General features: G+C 37.0%; 8 protein-coding genes and 1 tRNA gene. 5 read left to right on the top strand and 4 right to left on the bottom strand.

Features of this window, described 5'->3' with window-relative positions; all coding sequences use genetic code 11:
• Positions 1–379: 379 nt before the first annotated feature.
• Positions 380–455: transfer RNA gene (locus ACFIKN_RS06735), tRNA-Phe, on the bottom strand.
• Positions 456–852: 397 nt separating this feature from the next.
• On the opposite strand from ACFIKN_RS06735, the gene ACFIKN_RS06730 reads away from it, so the two are divergent.
• The 3 genes from ACFIKN_RS06730 (at position 853) to ACFIKN_RS06720 (ending at position 5371) form a co-directional block, all read left to right on the top strand.
• Positions 853–2016, top strand: coding sequence for a phosphoserine transaminase (locus tag ACFIKN_RS06730; protein WP_273790352.1), 1164 nt, complete (start codon positions 853–855; stop codon positions 2014–2016).
• Positions 2017–2400: 384 nt separating this feature from the next.
• Positions 2401–3690 carry an adenylosuccinate synthase gene (locus ACFIKN_RS06725; RefSeq protein WP_273790353.1) on the top strand — a complete coding sequence of 430 codons (1290 nt, stop codon included), beginning with the start codon at positions 2401–2403 and terminating at the stop codon, positions 3688–3690.
• A gap of 259 nt (positions 3691–3949) precedes the next feature.
• A complete protein-coding gene (locus ACFIKN_RS06720; protein WP_375658122.1) occupies positions 3950–5371 on the top strand; it encodes a hypothetical protein in 1422 nt (473 codons plus the stop codon).
• 203 nt (positions 5372–5574) lie between these two features.
• On the opposite strand, the gene rpoH is transcribed toward ACFIKN_RS06720, so the two are convergent.
• From rpoH to ACFIKN_RS06705, 3 genes are all read right to left on the bottom strand, one after another.
• A complete protein-coding gene (gene rpoH / locus ACFIKN_RS06715) occupies positions 5575–6459 on the bottom strand; it encodes an RNA polymerase sigma factor RpoH (protein ID WP_273790355.1) in 885 nt (294 codons plus the stop codon).
• Positions 6460–6607: 148 nt separating this feature from the next.
• A complete protein-coding gene (locus ACFIKN_RS06710) occupies positions 6608–7612 on the bottom strand; it encodes an RluA family pseudouridine synthase (RefSeq protein WP_375658121.1) in 1005 nt (334 codons plus the stop codon).
• A gap of 29 nt (positions 7613–7641) precedes the next feature.
• Complete coding sequence (locus ACFIKN_RS06705; protein WP_273790357.1) at positions 7642–9072, bottom strand: aldehyde dehydrogenase family protein; 1431 nt, start codon at positions 9070–9072, stop codon at positions 7642–7644.
• Positions 9073–9532: 460 nt separating this feature from the next.
• Between ACFIKN_RS06705 and ACFIKN_RS06700 the strand changes: the two genes are divergently transcribed.
• Together ACFIKN_RS06700 and ACFIKN_RS06695 are read left to right on the top strand one after the other, a co-directional pair.
• The gene (locus ACFIKN_RS06700) at positions 9533–12106 is read left to right on the top strand and encodes a DNA translocase FtsK (protein WP_375643324.1); all 2574 of its coding nucleotides are present in this window, start codon (positions 9533–9535) and stop codon (positions 12104–12106) included.
• 827 nt (positions 12107–12933) lie between these two features.
• The gene (locus tag ACFIKN_RS06695; RefSeq protein ID WP_375630987.1) at positions 12934–14640 is read left to right on the top strand and encodes an ATP-binding protein; all 1707 of its coding nucleotides are present in this window, start codon (positions 12934–12936) and stop codon (positions 14638–14640) included.
• The last annotated feature ends 1 nt before the right edge of the window (position 14641 follow it).

Raw genomic sequence — 14641 nt, 5'->3', positions numbered from 1 at the left:
GAAGTAACAAGCCGGCACCATCATTATATTTGCCAGCTCGTGGGTGTTGCGACAGCCCTTGCATTAAGACGGTTCATAAGAACCATTTTTACTCCTTTCTTGTACAATTTTTACCCACACATCAGCCCCGCTTATGACGTGCAAGCAAGCGGTTTTGATTGATTCAAGATAAACAGATTTGAAATGAGAGAATCTTACGTTATTCGGGGGTCTAATTCAATATACAAAACAGTAAATTATCATTATAAATCAATATATTGTTATTGTGTGAAGCGTGCTTTATAGACAAATGTTAGAAACCCTATTCCCTTAACTTTACTCAGGCACCATTAACTTAAAAGTCAATAAAAAAATAGGTTACATACAACAAAGAAGAGTGTGGTGCCCAGACGCGGATTCGAACCACGGACACGCGGATTTTCAGTCCGCTGCTCTACCAACTGAGCTATCTGGGCATGCTTCATAAAAAACATAAAGCGTTTGCGGTTATAACATTAAAATTTTCTCTGTCCAGTCATCAAAAGAAAAATAATTGATTTTTTAATAAGTTTATCTCCCTATTCTAGAGCGTTATCAATGAATCTTTATCATAAAATAAATTTGATAGGTATATTGGACACTTTAGTGTATTGTTATTAGAATGCTGTCTTATCGTGGTGGTGATACGAAAAAAATTAAAAGAATCAATCGAGAAGCATGATTAAGAAAGATTTTTTTATAAAGTTTCCGTGAATTTTAAGCATACGAAATAATAGACAACATTTTTGACTTTTTCTAAAAAGATTGTTGATTAGTCTTTATAATAATTTGTTTTTCTTTATAAAGAAAAAAACATCTAAAAGGGGAGAAATAATGATAATGTTACAAAAACCAAGTAGTCGTCCCAATAATACTAATTTTTCTTCAGGCCCTTGTAGTAAACGGCCTGGTTGGACTCTTGATGTTCTTAAAAATGCAGTAGTTGGGCGTTCACATAGATCTAGAGAAGCAGAATTAAAACTTGCTGAAGTTGTTAATTTAACCCGTGAGATTCTTGAGGTTCCTTCTGATCATCGTATAGGAATTATGCCCGGTTCAGATACCGGTGCTGTTGAGGCTGCTCTATGGTCTCTATTAGGTGAGCGTGGCATTGATATGGCGGCGTGGGAAAGTTTTGGATTTGGGTGGAATAAAGATGTTGTCGAGCAATTAAAGCTTTCTGATGTGCGTCGTTTTGAAGCTCCTTATGGTGAAATACCAGATTTAACACAACTTGACTTTGATCGGGATGTTGTTTTTACATGGAATGGGACAACTTCTGGTGTGCGTATTCCTAATGCGGATTTCATTCCGCATAAACGGGCTGGATTGACCATTTGTGATGCAACATCGGCAGCTTTTGCGCAATATCTTGATTTTTCAAAATTAGATGTTGTTACTTTTTCATGGCAGAAAGTTTTGGGAGGTGAGGCTGCACATGGTATGGTGATTTTAAGTCCTCGTGCTGTTGAGAGGCTTGAGAATCATGTTCCAGCTTGGCCTATGCCTCAACTTTTCTATATGACAAAAAATGGAAAATTGAACGAAGATATTTTTAAAGGAAAGATAATCAATACACCTTCTATGCTTTGTGTTGAGGATTTTCTTGATGGGTTGAAGTGGGCAAAGTCTCTAGGAGGTGCAGCGGCATTAAGAGCACGGGTTGAGAAAAACTTTTCTGTACTTGATGCTTTTGTTCGCAAAACGCCATGGTTAGAATATTTGGCAAAAGATCCTGAAGTGCGTTCTAACACCGCTATTTGTTTAGATATTGTGGATCCAGTGATTACTGCTTTGGATACGGAAAAGCGAGTATCTTTTATAAAAGCGGTTGTGAAACGTCTTGATGAGGAAGGGGTTGCTTATGATATCGGTTCGTATCGCGATGCTCCTCCTGGGCTTAGAATTTGGGCGGGTATAACAATTGAGGCTTCCGATCTTGAAATTTTGACACAATGGCTTGAGTGGGCGTTCCAAGTTGAAAAAGCACAGCTTTAAATAATTACTGGTGATTTTCACAACGTATTTTTAAACAAAAAAGGATACGAAAGATTATGATGATCTTTCGTATTCTTGTATCAGACAGACAGCATCTAAATATTACGTGAATTGTAAAAGATTAAGAGAGAGAATGAATGCTCTGTCAGGTGTTGGATACGCACAAATTAAAATCTCTATTTTTTTTACTTTGTTGTAGCAAAAATAACAGATTTAAAATATTTTGGTATTTGCTTATCTTTATTATCATAAATTTGAAAATTTAATCACTTGAAGATTGAGAAAAATCTGAAATGAGGAGTCGCACTTGCTCTAAGGTTTCGTTATAAAGAAGTGTTTGTTTTTGAATGCTGGTTTTTTTAACCAAACACGACGGAGAAAGTTATGGCCAATGTAGTTGTTGTCGGTACACAATGGGGTGATGAAGGCAAAGGTAAAATTGTAGATTGGTTATCTGAGCGAGCAGATATCGTGGTGAGGTATCAGGGGGGGCATAATGCTGGCCACACATTGGTTGTTGATGGAGTCAGTTATAAATTATCACTTTTACCGTCTGGTTTAGTGCGTGGCAAGTTATCAATTATAGGCAATGGTGTTGTTGTTGACCCTCATCATTTTGTTGCAGAAGTAAAAAAACTATGTGATCAGGGTGTAAAAATCACACCAGAAATTTTGCGTATTGCTGAAAATGCTCCTTTGATTCTTTCTTTGCATCGTGATCTTGATGCAATTCGAGAAAGCGGTTTATCTGGTTTAAAAATTGGTACAACAAAGCGTGGTATTGGACCGGCTTATGAAGATAAGGTGGGACGTCGTGCTATCCGAGTGATGGATTTAGCAGAAAAAGATACACTTATGGCTAAGATTGAGCGGCTTTTGAGGCATCATAATGCTTTGCGTCGTGGGATGGGTGTTGCAGAGATTGATTCTCGAGCACTTTATGATGAATTGATGCAAGTTGCGGATAAAATTTTGCCCTTTATGGATTGTACGTGGCGTCTTTTAGATGAAGGTTATCGAGGAGGGAAACACATTCTTTTTGAAGGTGCGCAAGGTGCTTTATTAGATAATGATTTTGGAACTTATCCTTATGTAACGTCATCTAATACAGTTGCTGGGCAAGCATGTACAGGTTCGGGGATGGGACCTGATGCAATTCATTATGTTTTGGGTATTGCAAAAGCTTATACTACACGCGTTGGAGAAGGGCCGTTCCCGACAGAGCAGATAAATGATATTGGTGAATTTCTGGGAGTGCGTGGACATGAATTTGGTGTTGTAACGGGTCGAAAGCGTCGATGTGGTTGGTTTGATGCTGTCTTAGTACGTCAGATGGTAACAATTTGCGGTGTTCAAGGTATAGCATTGACAAAACTTGATGTTTTAGATGGTTTGGATGAAATAAAAATTTGTATTGGTTATGAGCTTGATGGTAAAAGAATTGATTATTTACCTTCTTCCATGGGAGCTCAGGATCGGGTGAAGCCTGTTTATGCAACATTAGAAGGTTGGAAGGAAGAAACAGCACATGCATTGAGGTGGGAAGATTTACCAGTGCAGGCTATTAAATATATACGCTATATTGAAGAACTGATTAATACAAAAGTGGCTTTATTATCCACAAGTCCAGAGCGTGAAGATACTATTCTTATTACGGATCCCTTTGTTAATTGATTATTATTTTTAGATTTCTATATATGTTCTCTGTGCGTTTTTGTCTCTTTTTACAAAAAAGTTTTTAAGAGCATGTGAGAGAAAGGTGCAAAATAGCATTGTTTATTTTTCATATTCATTTTACATTATTGCGATAGTTGTACCAATATTAAATGGCAATCAATTTAGATATTAAATGGCAATCAATTTAGAAGGCTAAAATAAAGTTTTTTGGCTTTACTATTGATTTTTTCTCAATTTAAGAGAGATTATAGAGGAAATGGTAGATTTCGTTGGAATCTTAAAAAAGACAATTAATGCACAAAATAATATTACACCACAAGTGCGTAAGCGGATTTATAAGCGTGCTACCGAAACACTAGAACATCAATTTTTAACAGCAAAAATACCACAAGCAATAGCGGATGAACAGAGAAAGGTTCTTCAAAGTTCTATTGCAACTGTTGAAGGAGAATATTTAGCAGTTGAAAAGAAGCGGCTTTCTTCAGTTATTGGGTGGAATCCCACAAATATAAATGAAGATAAGAAATATACAAAAAAAACTATATTACCAAAGAATAATGAATTTTCAGAGGTAAATATAAAAAGAAAACAGGATTTTGTTACGCGTTCAAAGGATAACAAGGTATTTGATGAGCTTTGTGTATCAGATATACCAGATGCAGAGCCTGTTAATATGGAGGCTGATGTGCCTTCTCAGCATGTTAATAGCAGTGTGTTAAAGATTTCTCCTTCGCAGGAAGATAATCCGCATATTGTTTCGCACATTTTTTCTCAGGCTTTACGTCGTGCTAATAAATCGTTAGTGCAAAGGCGTATTGTAATAAGTGCTGTTTCTGTTGTTAGTTTTGTTGTTTTAATTGTTGGTATTTTTTTTGTTGGTGAGCGTGTATTTGTATCAAATGATCATCAGTTTTTAGAAGAGAATCTTCAAGCTTCTCACAGAGTACCAAAGGCATTTCCAATTAAGAGAAAGTTAACACAACGCTTATTAGAGGATGGAAGTGAAATTGATGTTGGTTTAAAACAAGCGATAGATTCTTCGGATGAAGAAGTACTCTCAACAGTTGTTGATAGCAATTTGCAATCGCTTGAAAAATCAGGTGAAGCTGTTTTCTATCAAGCACGTACAAATTATGATGCAGAAAAGATAGCAACGGGAAGTGCTCGCTGGACGCTTATAAAAGAATCTCAAGTGAAGGGGGCTCCAGAAGAAACAACTATACAAGGTGATATAACAATTCCTGATGAAGGGGTATCATTACGGTTAATTTTACGTCGTAATACCGATCAGTCATTTCCTGCTGCATATATTATGGACCTTGTTTTTATTCTTTCTGATAAATTTTCAGGTAAAGCTATAAGCAATGTTCAAGCATTAACCTTTAAAGCAAGTGAACAATCCATTGGACAGGCTTTAACAAGAACCATTGCTGCAAAGATTAACGATGACTTTTTTCTTGTCGCATTGAGTGGTAATCATCCATTTCTTGATCGAAATTTACAATTGATGCGAGAATTAGATTGGATGCGTTTGGTGTTAACGGATAAAAACGGGCGTATAAGTGAATTAACCTTTGCAAAAGGACCAACAGGTAAGTCTATTTTTAATGAAGTTATTGGACAATGGCTTGCACAACAAGATAAGTTAACAGTTCTTGGTCAAAAAAATAAAACATAGATGCAAAAAAATAAACGGCTGTGAAGAATTTTCTACGACCGTCTTTATCAATTATATACCAAATATATTCAATAAAGCTTTACATATCAATAACTTAAAGAATTCGATAGGCTAATTTACAAATATAAAGCCAAGGCATGCTTTTTTTCATTTTCACATTTAAAGAATGTGCAAACCATTGGCTTTATACTTAACTCTAGGTTTTATACTTGACTTTGAGATAAAGTAGAATCTTTGATAGAGTTTTGCACTTTTTCAAATGCACGCATTTCAATTTGTCTTACTCGTTCTCGACTAATATTAAATTCACCAGAGAGTTCTTCTAGGGTTAGTGGTACATCGTTTAAACGACGCGCTTTAAATATACGCTTTTCGCGTTCATTGAGATTGTCCATGGCATTTATGAGCATGGAACGGCGATTTTCTAATTCACTTTTTTCAATTAAAATTTGTTCTTGATCGTTAGATTCATCCACCAACCAATCTTGCAACTCACTGTTTTCCCCTTCTTTTGTTCGAATTGGTGCGTTGAGTGAAGTGTCACCACCAAGCCTACGATTCATTGATACAACTTCATCTTCTGTGACATTCAACTGGATTGCAATTTTTTTCACTTGTTCTGCATTGAGATCGCCACTATCAAGTGCTTGAAGTTTACTTTTTAACTTACGAAGGTTGAAAAACAAACGCTTTTGATTAGCTGTTGTCCCCATTTTCACCAAACTCCAAGAGCGCAATACATATTCTTGGATTGACGCTTTAATCCACCATATTGCATAGGTTGCAAGACGAAAACCCCGCTCTGGTTCGAAACGTTTAACAGCTTGCATGAGTCCAACATTGCCTTCTGAAATGACTTCCCCAATGGGAAGTCCGTAGCCCCGATATCCCATCGCGATTTTAGCTACGAGACGCAAATGGCTGGTTACTAGCCTATGCGCAGCTTTTAGATCATTATGCTCACGGTAACGCTGAGCTAACATATATTCTTCTTTTGGCTCAAGCATTGGAAAACGACGCACTTCTTCCAAGTAACGGTTTAAACCACCATCACCTGTCATTACTGATAATAAATTCATATGGGCCATATAGCACCCTCCTTTTGTTTGAATTCCCTGATAAGGCAAATTCTATGTTTTAGATAGCTAACTATCCTCATAATCTCACTCTAGCATATTTTTCAATTTTGTTCAAAAAAAGATATTTTATTGTGAAATCTTGAGAAGGGGAAAAGTTTCAATTCACTTTTTTAAAAAGTTTAATAAGTTTAGCCATATCTTGAGGCAGTGGTGCGGAAAACGACATAACTTTACCGGTAGAAGGATGTTCAAAAGTAAGACTTGCAGCATGGAGTGCATGTCGGTTGAATTGATCGATTGCATTTCTAATAGTGGGGTTGAATGTGTTTGATTTTGTTTTAAAAGCGTTTCCATAAACTGTATCGCCTATGAGTGGATGCCCAATATGAGTCATATGAACACGGATTTGATGGGTGCGTCCAGTTTCCAAGCGACATTCCAGAAGGCTAGCAAAAGATGTTGAGTCTGCATGAGAGCCATATTTTTCAAGCAGAGAAACATGTGTAACAGCATGACGAGCATAAGGGTTTTGGTTATGGATGACAGCTTGCTTTGTCCGGTTATGGGGCGAACGGCCAAGTGATGCATCAATTGTCCAGACATTGCGCTGAGGTGTTCCCCAAATCAAGGCATGGTAGCGTCGATCTAATGCGCAGGTACGTCCATGATCAGAAAATTGAGCACTGAGACTTTTATGAGCTAGATCATTTTTTGCAACAACCATAACACCGCTTGTATTTTTATCAAGACGATGGACAATGCCAGGGCGTTTAACACCACCTATACCAGATAAACTATTCCCACAGTGGTAAATAAGGGCATTAACCAATGTACCGGTCCAATTGCCATTCCCAGGATGAACAACAAGACCAGCTGGTTTGTTAATAACAATGACATGATCATCTTCAAAAAGAATGTCCAATGCAATGGCTTCAGCGCTAGGTTCTGCATCACGAAGGTCAGGCATTTCCAATTCAATTATTTGGTTAGGTTTTAATTTTGTTTTTGGTTCCTTTATGAATTGACCATCAATTTTAAGACAGCCTTCACGGATGAGGGTTTGCAAACGCGAACGCGAGAGCACATCATGATATTGTTTTGCGAGCCACTGATCAAGACGTTGCCCAAGAGCACCTTCATCCGTTATTTTCTGTATTACCATACGATTCCTATTAAGTTTTTAATAAGATTTTACCAGTACGAAATTGCTTTACTATCGAGAAATTCTTTAATTCCCCAATGTCCTCCTTCACGAGCGCGCCCAGAAAATTTTACACCTCCAAAGTAGCTTCCACTGGGTAATCCATGTCCATTAACTTCTACCATACCAGAGCGTACTTGTGCCGCAATACGACGACATTTGTTGCGATCTTGCGATTGAATATAGTTTGTAAGACCATACTCAGTCTCATTCGCTAAAGCGACGGCTTCTTCTTCTGTACTAAAAGAAAGAATCGAGAGAACTGGACCAAAGATTTCTTCTTTAAAAATACGCATATGAGGTTTTACATCAGCAAAGACTGTTGGACGGACATAATAACCGCGTTCCATTCCTTTTGGTAAACCAGTCCCGCCTGCAACAAGAGTTGCACCTTCATCAATTCCCGATTGGATAAGATCTTGAATTTTATCATATTGTTTTTTTGAAACGACAGGTCCAATATGATTTCCTTCTTGGCAGTTTGGTCCTACTTTTGTTGTTTCTGCAATATCTTTGGCTATTTTTATGGCTTTGTCATAGATGCTCTGTTCCACAAGCATACGAGTCGGTGCATTACAACTTTGTCCACTATTATAAAAGCAATGTCGTGCACCACGTTGAATAGCATCTGAGTCGGCATCAGCAAAGATAATATTCGCTCCTTTTCCACCAAGTTCCAGACAGACTCTTTTTAAAGTAGCGCTGGCATTTTTAGAAATATCTTTTCCTGCTCTAGTTGAACCAGTAAAGCTGATCATTTCTAAATCTGGATGTGCAGAGAGGTAAGAGCCGACAGTCGCACCATCACCATTGATTAAATTAAAAACACCGGCTGGAAGTGCGGCTTCATCTAAAAATTCAGCAAAAAGCATAGCAGAAAGAGGCGCAATTTCAGAGGGCTTTAACACCATGGTACAGCCAGCCAAGAGAGCAGGAATAACTTTAAGAGTTACTTGATTCATGGGCCAATTCCATGGCGTAATTAATCCTACGACGCCGATAGGATCGTAGTGAAGGATTGCTTGCTCATTTCCCTTTATTAAAGTTTCTTGGAACGAAAACTCTTTATAAGCTTCGATAAAATTGCGAATATGGGAACTTCCGGTTGCAGTTTGCGCATTAAGCGCCATATCAATCGGTGCTCCCATTTCCATTGAAATGGTTTTTGCCATGTCTTTGGAACGTTTTTCGTAGATCTCTAGAATTTTTTCAACAAATCCAAGACGCTCATTTGGTGACGTTGTTTTCCATTTTTGAAACGCTTCTTTAGCCGCATTAATTGCTTTATCGGCATCTTTTGTACTTCCAAGGCTAATGACAGCACAAGCCTCCTCTGTTGATGGATTAATGACGTCAAAATCGTGAGGAATGCTTGGCTCATCCCATAGACCATTGATATAAAATTTCCGTTTATTAAACATAATTCACTCCCTTTTTTCTATTTGTATTTATGTAATTATGATTGTCTTAGTCTAAGCCTTTTTAAACGAGGATAACAAGGGTAATCTTATAAAAACGCGAGAAATTAGATTATATCGTGATAATTGAGCATGGAGAATTCAATAGAGCAATGCTTATTGTATTATTGAGACTAGTTTCTTTTATGAAAAGGGAGAGAAAGAGAGGCATAGACAATTTTCTTGAAGCTTTTTTATCATGAAGTTTTCTTCAAAACAAATGAAATACGAGCTCTATGACACCATAAACTGAGCAATTTATATCGTAAATATGCAAAAGGCAGATTATGAATATGCATTATGGCATTATTTTTTTCATTAAAAAGTAACCATCAGCAAAAGGTTATTAACCTTCGTATGATAGTTTCTACGAATTCTTTTTGAAAAGGTTATTTTTCTCATTGCTATAAATTTGTTGGGTGCCATGCATAATTCGAAAACAAAATCTATTTCTACGTCTTCTTTTTCTGATGATAGTACGGAAGGTGCATCAAGAGAAGATTTATCTGTTAAGATTACTGAGATATTTCCTTATCCGGAAGTGTGGAAAAAGGCATTTGCCCTCGGAAAAAACGTCCGTTTCACGAGAACCCCAGAAGTTGAGATTTTGCGTCGTCGTATAGAAACAGATCCAGTTTTTGCAAAACAGTTTAAAATTTTTACGAAGCAAGATCAAAAAAAAATTACAGATACAGATATTGTACGTTGTAACAAGAAAACAACCAATATTCTTTCGACAAAAAAAGTCATTAATCCTCAATCAATAGAGAATAAAACATCAGTTTGTCATTCAACGGTTCTGAAGCAGTTGTCACGACAAGCTATTCATATGCCGTCAGCAAATATTCCACTTGAGGAGGATGAACAAGAACGTAAATTACAAGTGGAAAATGTGCTACAAAAAATAAAACCTGCTTTGCATCTTTCCGATGATGCATTTTTTGAGTGTGAATCTTTGATATTTGAACATGTGGAGACTCAAACGTCAAAAGAGGATGGAATATCAATTGATACGACAAATGAAATTACACCGGATATTCCCACAGCCTTTGATGAGTCAATAACGGCTCTTTACCGTGTTCTTGAATACCGCTTTCCACAACTCTATGATTCAATTACATCAGAATCTCCAGCGGAAAGGATGCGAGGCGTTGAGAAAATTTCTGATTTAATGCATACAAATAATGATACTACTAAAGAGAGTCATTCTAAGCTTTCTGTTGAAGATTCTGCTCATACGTTAAGTAATACAGGGGCGTTAAGCGATGCAGGGGCGAGTATAGAGACTGAAAATAGCAATAATACTGTCGCCAATAATACTGTTGATTGTATAAACAAAGCCGTCACAAAGAATTCAAAAGATTTTTCTGTGATGCAAGCAAACAGTAAAACTAAAACATTACAATCTACTCGTATGCCATTAGGTAATTATGATTCTGCTTTTATGCAAAATATTCAATCTATTGACTGTGATGTTTATGAATTTCCTCCGATCAACTTATTACAGGAACCTGTTTTTCATGAAGGTACGATGATTCCTCAAGAAACATTAGAACGTGGTGCTGGACTTTTGGAAAGTGTTTTGGAAGATTTTGGCATTAAGGGTGAAGTTATCCATGTTCATCCAGGGCCAGTGGTAACAATGTATGAATTTGAACCCGCCGCGGGCGTAAAGTCATCGCGCGTTATTAATCTTTCTGATGATATTGCGCGTTCTATGTCTGCTATTTCTACACGCGTTGCTGTAATTCCTGGACGTAATGTTATCGGGATTGAGTTACCCAATGCGGTTCGTGAAACCGTTTATTTACGGGAATTAATCCAAACACGTTCTTTTCGTGAAAGTGAATTTAAACTTGCTCTTGCTTTGGGGAAGGGGATTAATGGTGAACCGGTCATTGCAGAATTAGCAAAAATGCCTCATTTATTGGTTGCAGGAACAACAGGATCAGGCAAGTCTGTTGCAATTAATACAATGATTTTGTCGATTCTTTATCGTATGACACCAAAGCAGTGTCGTTTGATCATGGTTGATCCTAAAATGTTAGAGCTTTCTGTTTATGATGGCATTCCACATCTTTTAACACCCGTTGTCACAGATCCCAAAAAAGCAGTAACAGCTTTAAAATGGGCTGTTCGTGAAATGGAAGAGCGTTATCGCAAAATGGCTAAGTTGGGTGTGCGTAATATTGATGGTTTTAATGCACGCGTTGCACTTGCAGCTCAAAAAGGCGAAACGATCATGTGTACTGTTCAGTCGGGTTTTGATAAGGAAACAGGGGAAATGCTTTATCATGAAGAAGCCATGGATCTCACGCAGCTTCCTTATATTGTTGTGATTGTTGATGAGATGGCTGATCTTATGATGGTGGCAGGGAAAGAGATAGAGAATGCCATTCAGCGTTTAGCGCAAATGGCGCGTGCGGCAGGTATTCATCTTATTATGGCAACGCAACGTCCTTCTGTTGATGTTATCACCGGTACAATTAAAGCAAACTTTCCTACCCGCATTTCTTTTCAAGTAACGTCAAAAATTGATAGTCGTACGATCTTGGGTGAACAAGGTGCTGAAACGCTTTTAGGTCAGGGGGATATGCTTCATATGGCTGGTGGTGGACGCATTGTGCGCGTTCATGGACCTTTTGTCTCAGATGAAGAAGTTGAATCCATCGTTGCACATCTTAAAATGCAAGGAAAACCTGATTATTTGGCAACGGTAACGGATAATGAAGACGATAACAAAGAGGATACTTCTGTTGATTCAGCGGCTGAAATTTCTGAGGAAGAAAATTTTGATGAAGAGGGTGAGGAACTTTATAACCAAGCTGTAAAAATTGTTATGCGTGATAAAAAATGTTCAACATCTTATATTCAGCGCCGACTTTCAATCGGCTATAATAAAGCAGCTTCTCTCGTCGAGCGGATGGAAGAAAAAGGCATTGTTGGAGCCGCTAATCATGTTGGAAAACGTGAAATTTTACTCAATGAAGGAAAATAAACAAACGCATTTAAAAATATGCAATTTTTTAAATATCTGACAGTTATTATTTAAATGTGCTTGTTTTATTTTTTTATATAATATTAAAAATTTAAATGGAGAGTAATAAAGCAAAAGCGATCTTTTGTATTAAGACTTCTGATGAGGTAAACAAGCTGATATCAAAGGAGATTATGAGATATTTTAACATTTCTAAATGATCTGGAATATAAAAAAATTAAACAAATCTTTATATGAAGACAGATAATTTGTGTTCTCTTTTTTACAGAGAAAATTTTTAATAAAATAGTGCGGTGGTATATTTTTTGTTTGTTCTTTTGTAGCGATTCTAATGAAAGAAAGATCTTTGTATGAATGCCTTCAAATGCCAAGAACTATTGGTAACATTAGGGGCTGAAATTAGTATAATGATGGTGCTAACCAGCTCTTTTATAAGTATAAAAATGGTAATGCACAATGCCTTGATATCCTCTATAGGGACTTTTACATTACACCATTTACAGATGACGTCGTAAAATAAGCTTGGGGATCTTGGGAGATATCTTTTCAAAAAAGGCGCATGAATGTGTAAAATAAGTGTATTCTTTTTGAGTACTATTTATGCGAGGGAGATGTTACCATTATTGTAACAAGATTTATTACATAATGGGTGAATAAGCAACAAGAGCTGGAAGCTTCTTTTTATTCTTGTTTTGTTGATGAAACAGTCAAAATTTTGCTACAGACAATTTATATGAGATATCAAGTTATTTTAACCAGAACAGATAATTGTAAACAAATTAGCATTATTCATTTGAGAGTAAATCCAACACTTTTTAGTTTTAGTTATGCCATTAAAAGCAGATGAGTTAAAGTTAAATACAAATGAATTAAAATCTCAGCAAGAAGCTTTTCGTTTTACACCAGAGCTTTTGCCACGGCCTTTTACGTGGGAAATCGATCACAATGGTTTGTTTTGTGAAGTCTCAAAAGAGCTAGCTGAAGTTGTTGGTCCTCTCTCTTCCTCTATTTTAGGGTGTAGTTTTCATGAACTTGCTCATCAATTTAATGATGATCGATATCTGGTTCTCAGTCGTTTTATTGAAGCGGCTATGCCTTGGAGTAAAGAGATTGTTCAATGGCCTGTTGATGGTTGCTTACAATGGCTTGATGTTGAATTGTCGGCTTTGCCAATTTTTGATGTTACAAAGCAGCTTAAAGGGTTTCGTGGCTTTGGTGTTTTAAAAATACAAAAAAAAGTCCAAGAAAAAAGAAATGAAAAGCTAGCAACAGAAATACCATGTCTTACGGAGATAGAACGCTCAGCTTTTCATGAAATTGCAGAGCAATTGCGTGATGAATTGAATTCATCGGTAAAAGAAGAAAATTTAGTTGAAGAAACAGCTATTCAGTTACCATATGCACAAACATTGCCGGTAAATGCTATAGAACAAGCTCTCGTAAAAGAGCCCGCTGCAGTTTTATCATTGTTGGATACAGCAACAGATGGTGTTTTATGGTTGGATGAAGAAGGCTTTATTCAATCAGCGAGTAGGGCAGCCTTAGCATTAATGGGTTATGAAATAAATGAACTGCGAGGACAGCCACTCTCTTCATTATTTACTTTTCAAAGCCGACTTTTGGTTGAAAAATATTTTAAATCAATCCGCATGGAGGGAAAAAATCAGGTTTTAAATCGCAGAGAAACAGCTGATTTAATGACGAAAAATCATAAAAATATAACCGTTTTGATAACGATTGTATTTTTGGCAAAGCAAGGAAATTATGCTGTTATGTTGCGTGATAGGACACAAACAGTTCCATCAGGAGAAAAAAAAGCAGAAGAGGATAAAATCGTTGGAGTTGTTCATGAAATACGAACACCTTTGAATGCTCTTATTGGTTTTGCAGAAATTATGAGAGAAGGTCGTTTTGGTTCGATAGAAAATGAGCGCTATCATGGATATTTACGCGATATTATTTCCTCTGGAAAACATATATTATTGCTGATTAATCAATTACTAGAGTGCTCGAAGATAAATTATTCTGGTTCCGATAACCAGATTGATTCTTCCCTTATTTCTGAAACATTTGATGTGATATCTTGTTTACGTGCGACGATAGCTTTTCTTGAGACTCAAGCCAATCAGAACGGCATTATCATGCGTATTGTTGCTCCACCTCATGTTCCATTTATTCCTGTATCACAACAAGTGTTTCGCCAGATTATATGGAATCTTCTTTCCAATGCTATTCGTTTTACACCTTTGGGTGGACAGATTATTGTTCACGTTTCTTATAGAAAAGAACGTGTAAAAATTTCAGTGAGTGATAATGGTATAGGGATGAACGAAGAAGAGATTATACAGGCACTGCAACCTTATGGTCAAGTAGAGCGCAAGGATGGCCGATCTGGTGATAGCGCTTTTATGGGAACAGGTTTAGGGCTCCCAATGTGTAAAGCAATGGTGGAAGAAAGAGGGGGACAATTTTTACTGTTCTCCAAACCCAATTACGGAACAACTGTGGAAATGTTTTTTCCTCGTGTTCCATGAT

This window comes from Bartonella sp. CL436QHHD (genome assembly GCF_042195105.1).
GTDB lineage: Bacteria > Pseudomonadota > Alphaproteobacteria > Rhizobiales > Rhizobiaceae > Bartonella.
This window is presented reverse-complemented; position numbering and strand designations above follow the sequence as displayed.

Bases quoted from the DNA above. Each gene is read 5' to 3' on its own strand.
- ACFIKN_RS06705 (WP_273790357.1), bottom strand. From the start codon at position 9,072: ATGTTTAATAAACGGAAATTTTATATCAATGGTCTATGGGATGAGCCA.
- ACFIKN_RS06720 (WP_375658122.1), top strand. From the start codon at position 3,950: ATGGTAGATTTCGTTGGAATCTTAAAAAAGACAATTAATGCACAAAAT.
- ACFIKN_RS06725 (WP_273790353.1), top strand. From the start codon at position 2,401: ATGGCCAATGTAGTTGTTGTCGGTACACAATGGGGTGATGAAGGCAAA.
- ACFIKN_RS06730 (WP_273790352.1), top strand. From the start codon at position 853: ATGATAATGTTACAAAAACCAAGTAGTCGTCCCAATAATACTAATTTT.
- ACFIKN_RS06700 (WP_375643324.1), top strand. From the start codon at position 9,533: ATGCATAATTCGAAAACAAAATCTATTTCTACGTCTTCTTTTTCTGAT.
- ACFIKN_RS06695 (WP_375630987.1), top strand. From the start codon at position 12,934: ATGCCATTAAAAGCAGATGAGTTAAAGTTAAATACAAATGAATTAAAA.
- ACFIKN_RS06710 (WP_375658121.1), bottom strand. From the start codon at position 7,612: ATGGTAATACAGAAAATAACGGATGAAGGTGCTCTTGGGCAACGTCTT.
- rpoH (WP_273790355.1), bottom strand. From the start codon at position 6,459: ATGGCCCATATGAATTTATTATCAGTAATGACAGGTGATGGTGGTTTA.